The sequence below is a fragment of the Phaeovulum sp. genome (assembly GCF_030684035.1).
Lineage (GTDB): Bacteria > Pseudomonadota > Alphaproteobacteria > Rhodobacterales > Rhodobacteraceae > UBA6213.
This window is the reverse complement of record NZ_JAUXPI010000002.1, coordinates 20145-35399: the sequence shown is the minus strand read 5'-3', so window position 1 is coordinate 35399 and position 15255 is coordinate 20145. Positions and strand designations below refer to the sequence as shown.

The following is a 15255-nucleotide window of genomic DNA, read 5'->3' as shown; positions in this document are numbered from 1 at the left end:
GCAATCCTCCCGGGGTTTTGGCGGTTTCCCGCCAAGATGGGTTTTACCCGCCGCCAATTTTGCGCTATCTGTTCGATATCGAGTTGAAAAGGGCTGCGCCATCCGAAAAAAGGGCATCAGGCCCTCATGGCGCGAAGCCGGGGCAGCAATACCGCTGGAGGCAGTTGAGAGATGACCCATTTCGGAATGCGTGGCGCCCTTGTTGCAGTGCTGGCGCTGAACCTGTCCGCCGCCCCGCTCCTGGCGCAAGACAGCACCAACCGCGTCGCCGCCGCCACCGACTGGAGCGTGTTCGTCGAGGAAACGCCCGAGAAATCCTGCTGGATCGTCTCACAGCCAAAGGAAACCGTGAACACCCGCGACGGCAAACCGGCGCAGGCGACACGCGGCAAGATCCTGCTCTATGTCTCCTTCTTTCCGCAGAGCAAGGGCGAGGTTTCCTTCGCCGGTGGGTATCCCTTCGCGCCGGGTTCCAAGGTCGTGCTGGATGTAGGCGGCACCAAGTTCGAGCTGTTCACCCAGAACGAAACCGCCTGGGCGGGCTCGCCCGAGGATGACGCCAAGATCATTGCGGCGCTGAAGGCCGGGGCTTCGGCTATTGTCACCGGTGTCTCCGCACGCCCCACCAACACCAAGGACACCTTCTCGCTGCTGGGTTTTACCGCCGCACTTGAAGAGGCAACCGCGCGCTGCAAATAGGGCGCGCATCGGCTGTTTCGTTTTTGTGGCGCATCCCCTATATCAGGGCTTCCCGAGCCGCTGGAACCGCCGATGACCGATGCCGCCTCCGCCCTCGCCCCCGATGTCCGCGTGCTGCCGCGCCAGCGGCCCGAGGCCGCGCGCATCAATATCGTCGGGCTCACCCGAAGCCAGCTTCAGGCAGCGCTGATTGCCGCGGGCACGCCCGAGAAGCAGGCAAGGATGCGCGTCGGGCAGGTCTGGCAATGGGTCTATCACTGGGGCCTGCGCGATTTCGCCGCCATGTCGAACCTTGCCAAGGACTACCGCGCGCTTCTCGCGCAGCATTTCGAGATCGTGCTGCCCGAGGTCGTCACCCGCCAGCTTTCCGACGATGGCACCCGCAAATACCTTGTGCGCGTCGCGGGCGGGCACGAGGTCGAGGTGGTCTACATCCCCGAAGAAGACCGCGGCACGCTTTGCATTTCCAGCCAAGTCGGCTGCACCTTGTCCTGCACCTTCTGCCACACCGGCACCCAGATGCTGGTGCGCAACCTCACGGCGGGCGAGATCGTCGGTCAGGTGATGCTGGCGCGCGACGATCTTGGCGAATGGCCCGAACGCGGTGCCCCCAAGGATGAAACCCGGCTCATCTCCAACGTCGTGCTGATGGGCATGGGCGAGCCGCTCTACAATTTCGAAAACGTCCGCGACGCGATGAAGGTGGTGATGGATAACGAGGGCATCGCCCTTGGCCGCCGCCGAATCACGCTCTCCACCTCGGGCGTGGTGCCCGAAATTGCCCGCACCGCCACCGAAATCGGCTGCCTGCTGGCGGTGTCATTCCACGCCACCACCGACGAGGTGCGCGACACCTTGGTGCCGATCAACCGCAAATGGAACATCGCCACCCTGCTTGATGCCCTGCGCGCCTACCCCGGCCTCAGCAACTCGGAACGCATTACCTTTGAATATGTGATGCTTGAAGGCGTCAACGACAGCAAGGAAGATGCCTACCGGCTGGTGGCGCTGCTGCAAGGCATTCCGGCCAAGGTGAACCTGATCCCGTTCAACGAATGGCCCGGCGCGCCCTTCAAGCGATCTTCCGGCAACCGCATTCACGCCTTTGCCGACATCATCCACAACGCAGGCTATGCCAGCCCGATTCGCACCCCGCGCGGCGAAGACATCATGGCCGCCTGCGGGCAGTTGAAATCGGCCACCGAACGCGGTCGCCGCAGCCGGGCCGAAATTGCCGCCGAAGCCGGGCAGGAACCGCCGCCGCGCGTCGCCCGCCGCCCTGACGCGCCCGACCTGCACTAGGCGATGCCGCTGCCCACGCTGCCCAACCCCGCCGCCCGCCGCCTGTTTCTTGCCAGTGCGGGGCTGGGCAGCGCTCCGACCGGCCCCGCTAAAGGTGCCGCTCTGGCCAGCCTCATCGACGATCTGGGTTTCGTGCAGGTGGACAGCATCACCACGGTCGCGCGCGCGCACCACATGATCCTGCGTGCCCGCCGCCCCGGCTACCGCCCCGAAAACCTCGCGCCGCTCATCGCCCGCCGCGCGCTCTGGGAACACTGGACGCACGACGCCTCGGTGCTGCCGATGTCGCTTTACCCGCACTGGCACCACCGCTTTGCGCGCGATGCCGACCGCCTGCACCGGAACTGGCGCAACTGGTTCCGCGAAGGCTACGAGGCGCAGCTCGACACGATCCTGCGCCGGATCGAGGCAGATGGCCCGGTGAAAGCCGCCGAGGTCGGCGCGGGCGAGGCGCGGGGCAAGGGTGGCTGGTGGGATTGGCACCCGTCGAAAACCGCGCTCGAATGGCTCTGGCGCACCGGCGCGCTGGCGATCACCCGGCGCGAGGGCTTCCAGAAGGTCTATGACCTGACCGAGCGGGTCATCCCCGCCGCTTTCCGCCACGCCACCCCCTCGGTGGCGGAAACCATCGACTGGGCCTGCACCTCGGCGCTCGACCGCCTCGGCTTTGCCACCCCCGGCGAAATTGCCGCCTTCTGGCGCGCCATCGCGCCCGAGGATGCGCGCAACTGGTGCCGCGACGGGTTGGCGCGGGACGAGTTGATCGAGATCGAGGTGGAAGGGGTCGATGGCGCGCGGCGTCGCGCCTTTGCCCGCCCCGATGTGCTGGCGCGCGCCGCCGATCTGCCCGACCCCCCCGCCCGCATCCGCATCCTGTCGCCCTTCGACCCCGCCCTGCGCGACCGGGCGAGAACCGAGCGGCTCTTCGGCTTTCACTACCGCATCGAGGTATTCGTGCCCGAAGCCCAGCGCCGCTATGGCTATTACGTCTTTCCGGTGCTCGAAGGCGCGCGCCTGATCGGCCGCATCGACACCCGCTCCGACCGCACTACCGCCACCATCGCCACCCGCGCCTTCTGGAGCGAACCCGGGGTGGCGATGGGAAAGGCGCGGCGGGCGGCGCTCAACACCGAACTCGCCCGCCTCGCCGCCTTTGCAGGCTGCACCAACCTCGATTTCGCCCCCGGCTGGCAGCGCGCGCGCGTTTAGACCCCGTTCTTCCAGCCCTCGATTACTGCCACCGCTTCCTCGGCGGTTTCGACGAAAGAGATCAGCCGCAGGTCGTCGGGCGAAATCGTGCCTGCCTCGCAGAGCGCCTGCCAGTTGATGACCTCTTCCCAGAACGCCCGGCCAAAAAGGACGATGGGAATGCGCTTCATCCGGCCGGTCTGGATCAGGGTCAGCGCCTCGAACATCTCGTCCATGGTGCCGAAGCCGCCCGGAAACACGCAGACCGCCCGCGCCCGCATCAGGAAGTGCATCTTGCGAATGGCGAAATAGTGGAAATTGAAGCTGAGGTCCGGGGTCACATAGGGATTCGGGGCCTGCTCGTGCGGCAGCACGATGTTGAAGCCGATCGACTGCCCGCCCGCCTCATGCGCGCCCCGGTTTCCCGCCTCCATCACACCGGGGCCGCCGCCGGTGCAGATGACGTTTTCGCGCCCGTAGCTGGCCATGCTGCGTTCGGTCATCGCAAAGGCAAAGCGCCGCGCCTCTTCGTAGTAGTGGCTCAGCTCGCCCAGCGCCGCCACCTTGGCCTCGTGCTTCAGCTCGGGGGCCGGTATCCGCGCACCGCCGAACATCACGATGGTGGTGTTGATGCCGCGCTCATCCAGAATCATCTGCGGCTTCAGAAGCTCAAGCTGCAACCGCACCGGGCGCAACTCCTCGCGCATGAGGAACTCGGTATCGGTAAAGGCCAGCCGGTAGGCAGGCGCGCGGGTCTGCGGCGTATCGGGAATACGGTGCGAGGCGGCGACATCCTGCACCGAATCGCGGAACGGGTGGCTGCGGGGTTCGTCGCTCATCGCATTCTCCTCGGCTGGCGGGCCTTCACGCGCATTGCGTGCGGGTAAAGGCCCGATTATAGGCTTGGGCCGATCAACGCCACATGAAAGACATGCGAGCCATGCCAAACCGCGCCCTCGAAGCCACGATCAACGCCGCCTGGGAAGCCCGCGACAGCCTCGGCCCCACCACCAGAGGCGAGGTGCGCGCCGCGGTGGAAGCGACCCTTGAGCAACTCGACAAAGGCCGCCTGCGGGTCGCCGAGCGGCAGCAAGATGGCCGCTGGCAGGTGAACCAGTGGGCAAAGAAGGCGGCGCTGCTCAGCTTCCGGCTGAACGACATGGCGCTGCAACCGGGCGGCCCGCAGGGCGGCGGCTGGTGGGACAAGGTGGACAGCAAGTTCAAGGGCTGGACCGAGGCCGACTGGCGCAAGGCGGGCATTCGCGCGGTTCCCGGCGCGATCGTGCGGCGTTCGGCCTTTGTCGCGAAGGGCGCGGTGCTGATGCCGTCTTTCGTCAACATCGGTGCCTATGTCGGCGAGGGCACGATGGTCGATACCTGGGCCTCGGTCGGCTCCTGCGCGCAGATCGGCCGCAACGTCCACCTTTCCGGCGGTGTCGGCATTGGCGGCGTGCTGGAACCGATGCAGGCCGGCCCGACGATCATCGAGGACAATTGCTTCATCGGGGCCCGCTCGGAAGTGGTCGAAGGCTGCATCGTGCGCGAAGGCTCGGTGCTTGGCATGGGCGTGTTCATCGGCCAGTCGACAAGAATCTACGACCGCGAAACCGGCTCCGTGAGCTACGGCGAGGTTCCCGCAGGCTCGGTGGTGGTCGCAGGCTCGCTACCCTCGGGCGGGGTCAACCTTTACTGCGCGGTGATCGTGAAGAAGGTCGATGCGCAGACCCGCTCGAAAACCTCGATCAACGAGCTTTTGCGTGACTGAGACCCCCAGCCCCGGCCGCGATAAACGCCCGCAGCAGGTCTTCACCCTCGCCGTCGAGGTTGGCCGCAAGGCGGGCGACGGGTTGCCGAAGGGGGCCACCGGGGCGGGGCTGCTGCTCTACGCCACCGGCGTTGACGAGGCCGAGGCGGTGCGCGAGGCGGTGGCGGTGCTGAAATTGGCCGATCTCGCGCCGCTTGATGTCACCGGCTACGGCAGCCTCGCCGAACGCGAGGCGGCGGGCGAGGAAATCGACGCCGAAGAACGCGCGCTGATGGCCCGGGCGCTCGCCGAAAACGCGGTGATCGTGGCGCAGATGGAACCGTTTTTCGGCGAAGATCGGCCTGCGAAGGGCTAGGGCAGCCAGGGCCAGCGGGCAAGATGCCGCTGAATGCCCGGCCAGGTGCTGCCCCGCCATTGGCCGCAACTCCGCGCCGCGCTAGACTGCCACGAAACAACAGGCAGCCCATGCACCCCTTCTCCGCCACCCTCGCCGCCGCCACGCTCGGCCTCGCCGCCTGCGGTGCCACCGCGCAAACCCCTATCGGAGGCCCCATGCCCAATGCCCCGACCGCCGCAGGCATCACGCTCGACGCCGGGCTGCAAAGCTGGATCGCAGCCTTTTCGCGCCGCGCCGAGGCCGCCGGGATCCGCCGCGAAACCCTGGTTTCCGCCTTCCGCGGCGTGCATTACGACGCCACGGTGATCGGCCGCGACCGCCGCCAGAACGAATTCGACCAGCCGATCTGGGACTATCTCGACACCGCCGTTTCCGCCACGCGGATCAAGACCGGCCAGACCGAACTCGCCGAACGCAAGCGGCTGTTCGACGCGCTCGAGGCGCGCTACGGGGTGGAGCGCGAAATCCTCGCCGCGGTCTGGGGCATGGAAACCAATTTCGGCCGCCAGCGCGGCGGAGCGCCGATCATCCCGGCGCTGGCGACACTCGCCTTCGACGGGCGGCGTGGCGACTTTTTCGAGGCTGAATTGCTTGCCGCCCTGAAAATCATCGACGCGGGCGAGGTCGATGCCGCGCATCTCGTCGGCTCCTGGGCGGGGGCAATGGGGCACACCCAGTTCATCCCCACCTCCTACCTCGCCTATGCGCAGGATTTCACCGGCGATGGCAAACGCGATATCTGGGGCGATAACCCCGCCGATGCGCTTGCCTCGACCGCCGCCTACCTTGCCCGCGCCGGTTGGGTAAAGGGCCAGCCCTGGGGCGTCGAGGTGGTGCTGCCCGAGGGCTTCCCCTACGCCGCGACCGGCAAGAACGCCCGCCGCGCCCATGCCGACTGGCTGGCAATGGGCGTGCGGCTGCCGGGAGGCGGGCTGCCGCCCGACCACGGGATTGCCTCGGTGCTGCTGCCCGCAGGGGCGCGCGGCCCGGCCTACCTGATCTACGCGAACTTCTTCGCCATCGCCGCCTACAACACCGCCGATGCCTATGTGATCGGCACCGGCCACCTCGCCGACCGCATGACCGGAGGCGGTGCCTTCACCACCGGCTGGCCGCGTGGCACCCGGCTTTTGAACCTTGCCGAGCGGGTCGAATTGCAGACCCGCCTCACCGCGGCCGGGTTCGATACCAAGGGTGCCGATGGCAAGGTCGGCCCCAACACCACCGCCGCCATATCCGCCTTTCAACGCGCGCGCGGCATGCTGGCCGATGGCTACCCGACCGAAGATCTGCTGAAACTGCTGCGCTAAAGGCCGCGCCGTTACGCCAGATGCGGGCGAAAGGCGGCAATCACCGCCTCATAGACCTGCCGCTTGAACGGCACGATGCAGCCCAAAAGCTCGTCGGCACCGATCCAGCGCCAGCGCTCGAATTCGGGGTGCGGGGTGTCGATGTGCACCTGATCGTCGCGGCCGAGAAAACGCATTAGGTACCAAAGCTGCCGTTGGCCGCAAAACCTGCCGCCCCAGATCCGGCCAAGCAGCTCTGGCGGCAGATCATAGCTCAGCCATTCGGGCATGTTGGCCACGATCTCCACCAGATCAGCGGTAACCCCGGTTTCTTCCGAAAGCTCGCGCAGCGCCGCCGCCGCCGGTTCCTCGCCCTTGTCGATGCCGCCCTGCGGCATTTGCCAGGCGGGGCCGGGGCTGTCGATCCGCTGCCCGGCAAAGACCTGGCCCTGACGGTTGACCAGCATCACCCCCACACAGGGCCGATACGGCAGGTTTAGCGGCGGCGCGTCGGTCATGGCTCGGCTTTCAGAAGGCGGCGGGGGGGGTGCTTCCCCCCCGCAAGGCTCATTTCGCCGGGGCGAGTTTCGCAAGCCCGGTCAGAATATCGATCGCATAGGCCAGTTGGTAATCTTCCAGCCGCAGCTTTGCCGCTTCTTCGGCACGCGCCTGTTCGGCCAGAAACTGCGCCTTTTCATCCTCGGTCATCGAATCGTTGTTCAGCGAGCCGCGCAAACCCGCCTCGTTGCGGTTCGCCGTCGCCGCCGAAGCGGGTCCGTCCTCGGTTGCGGCGGCGCGCGGCGGCTGTTGCACCACGATGTCGGGGGCAATACCCAGTGACTGGATCGAACGCCCCGAGGGGGTGTAATAGCGCGCCGTGGTCAGCCGCATCGCGCCATCGCCCCGGATCGGCATCACCGTTTGCACCGACCCCTTGCCGAACGACTTGGTGCCCACCACGATCGCGCGGTGGTGGTCTTGCAGCGCCCCGGTGACAATCTCCGAAGCCGAGGCAGAGCCGCCATTGATCAGCACCACCACCGGCTTGCCCTGCGCCAGATCGCCCGCCACCGCGTTGAACCGCTCGCTTTGGGCGGGGTCTCGGCCACGGGTGGAAACGATCTCGCCCGCATCAAGGAATGCGTCCGAAACCATGATCGCCTGGGTCAATAGCCCGCCAGGGTTGTTGCGCAGATCGACCACGAAGCCCGAAACATTGTCGATGCCGCCCAGATCGGCAATCGCCTTGGCAATGCTCTCCTCAAGGTTCGCATAGGTCTGGTCGTTGAAGGTGGAAATGCGCAGCACCACGGCCTTGCCCTCGGTGCGCCCCTTGACAGCGGTCAGCTTGATCGTGGCCCGGATGATCGAAACGTCGAACGGCTCGGGCCGCCCCTCGCGCACCACGGTAATGATGATCTCGCTGCCCACCGGCCCGCGCATCCTGTCCACCGCCTGATCAAGCGTCAGCCCCAGCACCGATTCGCCGTTCACATGGGTGATGAAATCGCCCGCCTCGATGCCCGCCGCCGCAGCCGGGGTGTCATCCATCGGCGAGACGACCTTGACGAAGCCTTCCTCCTGCGTGACCTCGATGCCGAGCCCGCCAAAACTGCCGCGCGTCTGCACCCGCATATCAGCGTAATCATCTGGCGGCAGATAGCTTGAATGCGGGTCGAGCGAGGTCAGCATGCCGTTGATCGCCGCCTCGATCAGCTTCTTGCTGTCGACCTCTTCCACATAATCCGCCCGGATCCGCTCGAAGATCGAGCCGAAAAGATCAAGCTGCTCATAGACCGACGAAGGCCGCGCCGCCTCTTGCGCCACCAGCGGTCCGGCAAACTGCGTGGTCAGAAGCGCCCCGGCAACCGTGCCGCTCAGCGCGGCGATCACGAATTTCCTCATCCTCTACCCCTGGCTATCCCTTGTCATGGTGAACCACACGGCCGGGTCCACGGGCACCTTGCCCTGTCTCAGTTCCATATAAAGCGTTTCGCTGCGTTTGGCACCACCGCCTTGTTGCGCCCATTGCCCGAAATCCGCCGCATCGGGCAAATCGCCGCCCATCAACCCCAGCGGTGCCCCTGCCGCCAGCACCTCGCCGGTTTCGCCATAAACCGTGCCCAACCCGGCGAGAACCAGTAAATACCCCGTTGCAGGCTCGACGATCATCACATTTCCGTAGTCGAGCAGCGGCCCCCGGTAGCGGATCGTGGCGGCCCAGGGCGTGGTCACCAGCGCGCCGGGCTCGGTGGCCAGAACCAGGCCGGGGCGGCGAATGCCCGCTGCGTCCGCCTCGTTCATCCGGCGCAGCACCGTGCCCAGCACCGGCAGCGGCAAACCGCCCCTGGCACCGGCGAAATCGGCCATCGGCGCGCCGATGTCCTGCTCCATGTCGGCCAGCCCCAGCGCGAAGCCGTCCAGCGTTTCGGCCGCCGCAAGCAGCGCCTGCAACTCGGCGGGTTCCTCCAGATACCGCTTTGGCAGATCGGTGCGCTCGGCCACTGCCTGGCTCAGCGCGGTGCGCGCCGCCTGCGCCGAGGCCAACCCCGCCGCCAGCGTCTCGGCGGCACCAAGCTGCAAGGCGCGCAGGCCTGCCAGTTCCGCCAGTTCGGCACCCAGCGCATCGGCCCTTGCCTGCACCGCCGGGGTCACCTCGGAAAGCACCATGCCGGTGCGCGCCGCGCCAAGCGCGCCCTCGGGGTGCAACAGCATCAGCGGCGCGTCGGTGCGCTCGATCGCCGCCATCACCGCCAGAAGCCGCCCGATCTCCTCCTGCCGGGCCGCGAAACCGGTGGCAATCTCCGCCTCGCGCACCGCCACCCGCCGCAGCCCCTCGCGCAAAGCCGCCAGCCCGCGCTCGTAGGCACCAATGGTGGCGGTCAGCGCCGCCACCCGGTCCGAGGCACGCCGTGCTGCATCAAGTGCTGCAATCGTGCCGCGCAAATCCTCGGCGGCGGCCCGCGCCGCCTCGGCTGCGGGCACTTCCGCCCGTGCCGCGCCAAAGGCCAGCAAAAGGGCCAGAACCAGCGCCCGCCGCATCACTGCACGATCAGGCTTTGCCCGGTCATCTCGGGCGGCAACGGCAGGCCCATCAGCTCCAGCAGCGTCGGCGCAAGGTCGGCAAGCCGACCGCTGCGAAGCCTCGCCCCCGGCGGCCCGCCGATCAGCACCACCGGCACCGGGTTGGTGGTATGCGCGGTATGCGGCCCGCCGGTCACCGGGTCGATCATGGTTTCGCAGTTGCCATGGTCGGCGGTCAGCACCATCGCCCCGCCCGCCGCCTCCAGTGCGCCGAGCACCCGGCCCAGATCGCGGTCGATCTCTTCGCAGGCGGCAATCGCGGCGGGCAGGCTGCCGGTATGGCCCACCATATCCGGGTTGGCATAGTTGACGACGATCAGATCATAGCCCGCGCCAATCGCCGCCACGAAATGGTCGGTCACTTCGGGGGCCGACATTTCGGGTTGCAAATCATAGGTGGCCACCTTGGGCGAAGCGGCCATGTAGCGCGCCTCGCCCGCCTCCGGCACCTCGCGCCCGCCGTTAAGGAAGAACGTCACATGCGGGTATTTCTCGGTTTCCGCCAGCCGGAACTGCCGCAACCCGTGCTTTGCCACCCATTCGCCCAGCGTGTTCACGATCACCTGCTTGGGGTAGGCGGCGCGCATATAGGCATCATGCGCCGACGAATAATCGACCATCCCCAAAAGCGCCGCCCATTTTGGCCGCGCCCCCACGGCATAGGCCGAAAACCCCGGCTCGGCCAGCGCCGCCAGAATCTCGCGGGCCCGGTCGGCGCGGAAGTTGAGGCAGAAAAAGCCGTCGCCATCGCGCGCCCCGCGATAATCTGCCAGCACCGAAGGCGCGATGAACTCATCGGTTTCGCCGCGCGCATAGGCCGCCGCCACCGCCGCCCCGGCATCCGCCGCCGCCGCGCCCTCGCCGCGCAGCATCGCCGCGCTGGCCCGCGCCACCCGGTCCCAGCGCTTGTCACGGTCCATCGCCCAGTAGCGGCCAATCACCGTTGCCACCTTTGCGCCCTCGGGCAGACCTGCCAGCAGATCGGCGATGAACCCGCCGGCCGAACTGGGGGCAACGTCGCGCCCGTCGGTGATCGCGTGCAGCGCCACCGGCACCCCGGCCCCGGCAATGGCGCGGACGGCAGCCAGAACATGGCTGATATGCCCATGCACGCCGCCATCCGAGATGACCCCCATCAGATGCGCGGTGCCGCCCGACGCCTTCAGCGCGGCAACGAAGGCCAGAAGCGCCGCATTGCGGTAAAAGCTGCCATCCTCGATCGCCAGATCGATCGCGCCAAGGTCCATCGCCACCACCCGGCCCGCGCCGATGTTGGTGTGCCCGACCTCCGAATTGCCCATCTGCCCCGCAGGCAGCCCCACATCGTGGCCATGGGTTATCAGCGTTGCACTGGGGCAGGTGGCGATAATGCGGTCAAAATTCGGCGTCTCGGCCAGCAAGGGCGCGTTGCCGCGCCGCTCGGCCCGCACGCCCCAGCCATCAAGAATGCACAAGACAACGGGTTTCGGCGTGGCCATGGGGCGCTCCTTCAGAACTCGCGCCCTTTTACCCGCCCCACCCCGGCGCGGCAACCGCCCGCGCTTTCTCCTCGCAGAAATACCCGAGACAGCCCGGCGGCGATCAGAACTGCAGGTTGTATTTCTGGCCGCGGTTGTCGGTGGCCTCGCCGAACCCGTGCGGCGGATTGCCCGGCTGAATTTTCATCGTCACGTTCATCACATGGCCCTTGTTGCCCACCAGCACCGCCGACCCGGTCGCCAGACCGCTGGTCTGCACCGTCTGCCCGGTCACCTGCGGCCCGAGGAAGGTCTGCTGCGAATGTTGCAGCACCTGGGTTTCCATCATCGCGGTATAGGTGCCCGCAAAAACCTCGCCGTTACGCGGATCGGTGGCGGTGATCTTGCCGCTGCCATAGGTCACCTCGATCTGCATCGGCAGCACCGTGCCATCGCGAAGCGAGGTCAGGGTGCCGGGAATCATCGTGCCAAAGGTATTGGGCACGGTCGCACAGGCAGACAGAGCCAACACCAGAATCAACAGAAGCTTTTTCATCGCCACGGACTCCTTCGCGCGCAACTTCCCGCCGGGGCAAAGCGCGGCTCGCGGCGGGCCTGCTGGTACCATCGCCAGCAGCCGGATTGTGCGCCCCGGCAGGGTCGATGGCCAGCGCGGCGAAGGTGTCATAAGGACGCAGCCGCAGCAGGGCCAAGCCTTGCCAAATCCTTAATGAAATCTGATTTATTGTGTAATATCAGTGACTTGATCAAGATAACACGCGTGTTATTCAGGCCCGGTGGTAAGGACCGCCCGCCAGTATCGTCGCCGCCCGGTAAAGCTGTTCGGCCAGCATCACCCGCGCCAGCAGATGCGGCCAGACCATGCTTCCGAAACTCAACGAAAAATCGGCCCGCTCCCGCAACCCCGGCGCAAGCCCGTCCGCGCCGCCAATCACAAACGCCAGGTCCTGCTGCCCCGCGTCGCGCCAGCCCGCCAGTTTCGCGGCGAATTCGGGCGAGCTCAGCACCGCGCCGCGCTCATCCAGCGCCACCAGCAAGGCCCCGCCCGGCACCGCCCGTTCCAGAAGCGCCGCCTCGGCCTCGATGCCGCCTCCCTTCTTGTCCTCAACCTCGATCACCTGCGCCGGGCCAAGACCCAGCCCGCGCCCGGTCTTGCCGAACCTGTCAAGATAATCCGTGATCAGCACCGCCTCCGGCCCGGCGCGAAGCCGCCCGACAGCGCAGACCTGAACCCGCATCAGCCTAGGCCCGGCCCCGGTGCGGGCTGGCCCAGCCACATCTTCTCAAGCTGGTAGAACTCGCGCACCTCGGGCCGGAAAACGTGCACGATCACCTCGCCCGCGTCGATCAGAACCCAGTCGCCCTGCTCCTTGCCCTCGACCCGGCAGATCAGCCCAAGCTCGGCCTTCAGCCGGTCCATCAGCTTGTCCGCAATCGCCGCCACCTGCCGCGACGAGCGGCCCGAACAGACGACCATGTAATCGGCGATCGACGATCGCCCGCGCAGGTCGATCTCGACCACCTCCTCGGCCTTGTCGTCCTCGATCGAGGCGATCACGAGGGCCAAGAGATCGGCGGAAGTATAGTCGGCAGCGGCATGCGCCGGGCGCGGCCCGACCGGCAAGCCGGTCGCAGGGTCAGAATGGGTCAGAACCGGGTCCTCCTGGAAGCGCGCCGACATTTCCCGGCGCAAGGCTCGCCCCACAGCTAGCATCGAGGGGGCGGAATCTCAACCACCGGGGACCGGCCCCGATACAGGGCCGGTGCCGCCACCGCAAGCCCCGCCGCATATTGCCTGCAAGTCCGATCCCGCGTATGACGCCCCTATGATCCGCTTTTTCGACATGGATGACCGCGCCCGCCTGCCGTGGCGGTTTTTCGGCGAAAGCCGAGCGATACCCGCGCGCGCCTGATCGGCGGCCGCGGCCCAGCCCATGCCGCCCGTTTCCCCATTCCGCCAGCTAGCGAGTTTGCCATGACCGGCCCGAAAACCCTCTATGACAAGATCTGGGATGCCCATGTCGTTTCCACCTCGGACGACGGCACCTGCCTGCTTTATATCGACCGCCACCTCGTCCACGAAGTCACAAGCCCGCAAGCCTTCGAAGGGCTGCGCCTTGCCGGTCGCAAGGTGCGCGCGCCCGAAAAGACCATCGCCGTGCCAGATCACAACGTGCCGACCACGCTTGACCGCGTTTCGGGGGTGATCGCCAACGAGGAAAGCCGCATTCAGGTTGACGCGCTTGATCGGAACGCCCGCGATTTCGGCGTGGTCTATTACCCGGTTTCCGATGTGCGCCAGGGTATCGTCCATATCGTCGGCCCCGAACAGGGCTGGACCCTGCCGGGCATGACCGTGGTCTGCGGCGACAGCCACACCGCCACCCACGGTGCCTTCGGCGCGCTCGCCCATGGCATCGGCACCTCGGAGGTTGAGCATGTTCTGGCCACGCAGACGCTGATCCAGAAGAAATCGCGCAACATGAAGGTGGAAATCACCGGCCACCTCAGCCCCGGCGTCACCGCGAAAGACATCACGCTCAGCGTGATCGGCGCGACCGGCACCGCGGGCGGCACCGGCCATGTGATCGAATACTGCGGCACTGCCATTGAAGACCTTTCGATGGAAGGCCGCATGACGGTCTGCAACATGGCGATCGAGGGCGGCGCGCGCGCCGGGCTGATTGCCCCCGATGAGAAGACCTTTGCCTATGTCATGGGCCGCCCGCATGCGCCGAAAGGTGCCCAGTGGGAAGCCGCGCTCAACTGGTGGAAAACCCTGAAAACCGACCCCGGCGCACATTTCGACAAGGTGGTGACGCTGAAAGGCGAAGACATCGCCCCGGTCGTGACCTGGGGCACCAGCCCCGAAGACGTGCTGCCGATCACCGGCGTGGTGCCCGCGCCTTCCGACTTTTCCGGCGGCAAGGTCGAGGCGGCGCAGCGCAGCCTTGATTACATGGGCCTGACGCCGGGGATGAAGCTGACCGACATCAAGATCGATACCGTATTCATCGGCTCCTGCACCAACGGCCGCATCGAAGACCTGCGCGCCGCCGCCGCGATTCTCAAGGGCAGGAAGATCAAGGAGGGGATGCGCGCCATGGTGGTGCCGGGCTCCGGCCTGGTGCGCGCGCAGGCCGAGGAAGAGGGGCTGGCGCAGATTTTCATCGACGCGGGCATGGAATGGCGGCTGGCAGGCTGCTCGATGTGCCTGGCGATGAACCCCGACCAGCTTGCCCCCGGCGAACGCTGCGCGGCAACCAGCAACCGCAACTTCGAAGGCCGCCAAGGCCGGGGCGGGCGCACCCACCTGCTTTCCCCCGCAATGGCGGCCGCGGCGGCGATCACCGGGCGGCTGACGGATGTAAGGGAGATGATGTGATGCAGAAATTCACCACCCTCACCGGCATCGCGGCCCCCATGCCGCTCGTCAACATCGACACCGACATGATCATTCCCAAGCAGTTTCTCAAAACCATCGCCCGCACCGGGCTGGGCAAGAACCTGTTCGACGAAATGCGCTATACCCAGGACGGGGCCGAGATACCCGGCTTCGTGCTCAACCAGCCTGCCTATCGCAAGACCGAGATCCTCGTTGCGGGCGACAACTTCGGCTGCGGTTCCTCGCGCGAACATGCGCCATGGGCGCTTCTGGATTTCGGCATCCGGGCAGTGATCTCCACCAGCTTTGCCGACATCTTCTTCAACAACTGCTTCAAGAACGGCATCCTGCCGATCGTGCTGCCCCGCGAGGCGGTTGCCGTGCTGATGGAAGACGCCCGCAAGGGTGCCAACGCCCGCATGACCGTTGACCTTGCCGCGCAGACGGTGGCCAGTTCCGACGGGCAGGTGTTTCCCTTCGAGGTCGATGCCTTCAAGAAGCACTGCCTGCTCAACGGGCTCGACGATATCGGCCTGACGCTGGAAAAAGTGCGCGCCATCGACAGCTTTGAGGCCACTGCGGCGCAATCGCGACCCTGGGTCTGAAAACCCGTTTATCCACAACATCTTGGGCCGCCTGACCGGAAACGATCAAGGCGGCCTTTTTCT

The 15255-nt window shown here is 66.6% G+C and carries 16 protein-coding genes; 8 read left to right on the top strand and 8 right to left on the bottom strand.

Going from position 1 to position 15255, the window contains the following annotated elements; all coding sequences use genetic code 11:
* The first annotated feature begins 171 nt into the window (after positions 1 to 171).
* From Q8J98_RS00280 to Q8J98_RS00270, 3 genes are all read left to right on the top strand, one after another.
* Positions 172 to 699, top strand: coding sequence for an invasion associated locus B family protein (locus Q8J98_RS00280; protein WP_370867989.1), 528 nt, complete (start codon positions 172 to 174; stop codon positions 697 to 699).
* 72 nt (positions 700 to 771) lie between these two features.
* On the top strand, positions 772 to 2001 hold the full coding sequence (rlmN, locus tag Q8J98_RS00275; RefSeq protein WP_305292463.1) for a 23S rRNA (adenine(2503)-C(2))-methyltransferase RlmN: 1230 nt from the start codon (positions 772 to 774) through the stop codon (positions 1999 to 2001).
* Positions 2002 to 2004: 3 nt separating this feature from the next.
* Entirely contained in the window at positions 2005 to 3210 is a 1206-nt protein-coding gene (locus tag Q8J98_RS00270) for a winged helix-turn-helix domain-containing protein (RefSeq protein ID WP_305292461.1), read from the top strand.
* On the opposite strand, the gene Q8J98_RS00265 is transcribed toward Q8J98_RS00270, so the two are convergent.
* The gene (locus Q8J98_RS00265; protein WP_305292459.1) at positions 3207 to 4028 is read right to left on the bottom strand and encodes a TIGR00730 family Rossman fold protein; all 822 of its coding nucleotides are present in this window, start codon (positions 4026 to 4028) and stop codon (positions 3207 to 3209) included. The two genes, Q8J98_RS00270 and Q8J98_RS00265, sit on opposite strands and share 4 nt — an antisense overlap.
* A 101-nt stretch (positions 4029 to 4129) precedes the next feature.
* Here Q8J98_RS00265 and dapD point away from each other — a divergent pair, with 101 nt between their 5' ends.
* The 3 genes from dapD (at position 4130) to Q8J98_RS00250 (ending at position 6661) form a co-directional block, all read left to right on the top strand.
* Entirely contained in the window at positions 4130 to 4954 is an 825-nt protein-coding gene (gene dapD, locus Q8J98_RS00260) for a 2,3,4,5-tetrahydropyridine-2,6-dicarboxylate N-succinyltransferase (RefSeq protein WP_305292458.1), read from the top strand.
* Positions 4947 to 5309, top strand: a complete 363-nt coding sequence (locus Q8J98_RS00255; RefSeq protein ID WP_305292456.1) for a hypothetical protein — start codon at positions 4947 to 4949, stop codon at positions 5307 to 5309. Before dapD ends, Q8J98_RS00255 begins: the two co-directional genes overlap by 8 nt.
* Before the next feature lie 110 nt (positions 5310 to 5419).
* Positions 5420 to 6661: a lytic murein transglycosylase gene (locus Q8J98_RS00250; protein ID WP_305292454.1), complete on the top strand. Its 1242-nt coding sequence runs from the start codon at positions 5420 to 5422 to the stop codon at positions 6659 to 6661.
* A gap of 11 nt (positions 6662 to 6672) precedes the next feature.
* On the opposite strand, the gene Q8J98_RS00245 is transcribed toward Q8J98_RS00250, so the two are convergent.
* The 7 genes from Q8J98_RS00245 to rsfS form a co-directional block, all read right to left on the bottom strand.
* Positions 6673 to 7158 (bottom strand): RNA pyrophosphohydrolase, encoded by a 486-nt coding sequence (locus Q8J98_RS00245; protein ID WP_305292453.1) that lies wholly within the window; start codon positions 7156 to 7158, stop codon positions 6673 to 6675.
* Positions 7159 to 7207: 49 nt separating this feature from the next.
* A complete protein-coding gene (locus Q8J98_RS00240; RefSeq protein ID WP_305184391.1) occupies positions 7208 to 8545 on the bottom strand; it encodes a S41 family peptidase in 1338 nt (445 codons plus the stop codon).
* 3 nt (positions 8546 to 8548) lie between these two features.
* Positions 8549 to 9682 carry a murein hydrolase activator EnvC gene (locus Q8J98_RS00235; RefSeq protein WP_305292451.1) on the bottom strand — a complete coding sequence of 378 codons (1134 nt, stop codon included), beginning with the start codon at positions 9680 to 9682 and terminating at the stop codon, positions 8549 to 8551.
* Positions 9682 to 11202, bottom strand: a complete 1521-nt coding sequence (gene gpmI / locus Q8J98_RS00230) for a 2,3-bisphosphoglycerate-independent phosphoglycerate mutase (RefSeq protein ID WP_305292450.1) — start codon at positions 11200 to 11202, stop codon at positions 9682 to 9684. Before gpmI ends, Q8J98_RS00235 begins: the two co-directional genes overlap by 1 nt.
* 103 nt (positions 11203 to 11305) lie before the next feature.
* Positions 11306 to 11737 (bottom strand): hypothetical protein, encoded by a 432-nt coding sequence (locus Q8J98_RS00225; RefSeq protein WP_305292448.1) that lies wholly within the window; start codon positions 11735 to 11737, stop codon positions 11306 to 11308.
* Between the two features lie 232 nt (positions 11738 to 11969).
* Positions 11970 to 12440 (bottom strand): 23S rRNA (pseudouridine(1915)-N(3))-methyltransferase RlmH, encoded by a 471-nt coding sequence (rlmH, locus tag Q8J98_RS00220; RefSeq protein ID WP_305292446.1) that lies wholly within the window; start codon positions 12438 to 12440, stop codon positions 11970 to 11972.
* Complete coding sequence (rsfS, locus tag Q8J98_RS00215) at positions 12440 to 12883, bottom strand: ribosome silencing factor (RefSeq protein WP_305184387.1); 444 nt, start codon at positions 12881 to 12883, stop codon at positions 12440 to 12442. Before rsfS ends, rlmH begins: the two co-directional genes overlap by 1 nt.
* Positions 12884 to 13177: 294 nt before the next feature.
* On the opposite strand from rsfS, the gene leuC reads away from it, so the two are divergent.
* Both leuC and leuD read left to right on the top strand, forming a co-directional pair.
* A complete protein-coding gene (gene leuC, locus Q8J98_RS00210) occupies positions 13178 to 14587 on the top strand; it encodes a 3-isopropylmalate dehydratase large subunit (protein ID WP_305292444.1) in 1410 nt (469 codons plus the stop codon).
* The gene (gene leuD / locus Q8J98_RS00205) at positions 14587 to 15192 is read left to right on the top strand and encodes a 3-isopropylmalate dehydratase small subunit (RefSeq protein WP_305292442.1); all 606 of its coding nucleotides are present in this window, start codon (positions 14587 to 14589) and stop codon (positions 15190 to 15192) included. Before leuC ends, leuD begins: the two co-directional genes overlap by 1 nt.
* The last annotated feature ends 63 nt before the right edge of the window (positions 15193 to 15255 follow it).

Coding starts and splice junctions, on each gene's coding strand:
- Q8J98_RS00265 (WP_305292459.1), bottom strand. CDS start 4,028: ATGAGCGACGAACCCCGCAGCCACCCGTTCCGCGATTCGGTGCAGGAT.
- dapD (WP_305292458.1), top strand. CDS start 4,130: ATGCCAAACCGCGCCCTCGAAGCCACGATCAACGCCGCCTGGGAAGCC.
- Q8J98_RS00280 (WP_370867989.1), top strand. CDS start 172: ATGACCCATTTCGGAATGCGTGGCGCCCTTGTTGCAGTGCTGGCGCTG.
- Q8J98_RS00235 (WP_305292451.1), bottom strand. CDS start 9,682: ATGCGGCGGGCGCTGGTTCTGGCCCTTTTGCTGGCCTTTGGCGCGGCA.
- rlmN (WP_305292463.1), top strand. CDS start 772: ATGACCGATGCCGCCTCCGCCCTCGCCCCCGATGTCCGCGTGCTGCCG.
- leuC (WP_305292444.1), top strand. CDS start 13,178: ATGACCGGCCCGAAAACCCTCTATGACAAGATCTGGGATGCCCATGTC.
- leuD (WP_305292442.1), top strand. CDS start 14,587: ATGCAGAAATTCACCACCCTCACCGGCATCGCGGCCCCCATGCCGCTC.
- Q8J98_RS00225 (WP_305292448.1), bottom strand. CDS start 11,737: ATGAAAAAGCTTCTGTTGATTCTGGTGTTGGCTCTGTCTGCCTGTGCG.
- Q8J98_RS00240 (WP_305184391.1), bottom strand. CDS start 8,545: ATGAGGAAATTCGTGATCGCCGCGCTGAGCGGCACGGTTGCCGGGGCG.
- Q8J98_RS00245 (WP_305292453.1), bottom strand. CDS start 7,158: ATGACCGACGCGCCGCCGCTAAACCTGCCGTATCGGCCCTGTGTGGGG.
- rlmH (WP_305292446.1), bottom strand. CDS start 12,440: ATGCGGGTTCAGGTCTGCGCTGTCGGGCGGCTTCGCGCCGGGCCGGAG.
- gpmI (WP_305292450.1), bottom strand. CDS start 11,202: ATGGCCACGCCGAAACCCGTTGTCTTGTGCATTCTTGATGGCTGGGGC.
- Q8J98_RS00250 (WP_305292454.1), top strand. CDS start 5,420: ATGCACCCCTTCTCCGCCACCCTCGCCGCCGCCACGCTCGGCCTCGCC.
- rsfS (WP_305184387.1), bottom strand. CDS start 12,883: ATGTCGGCGCGCTTCCAGGAGGACCCGGTTCTGACCCATTCTGACCCT.
- Q8J98_RS00270 (WP_305292461.1), top strand. CDS start 2,005: ATGCCGCTGCCCACGCTGCCCAACCCCGCCGCCCGCCGCCTGTTTCTT.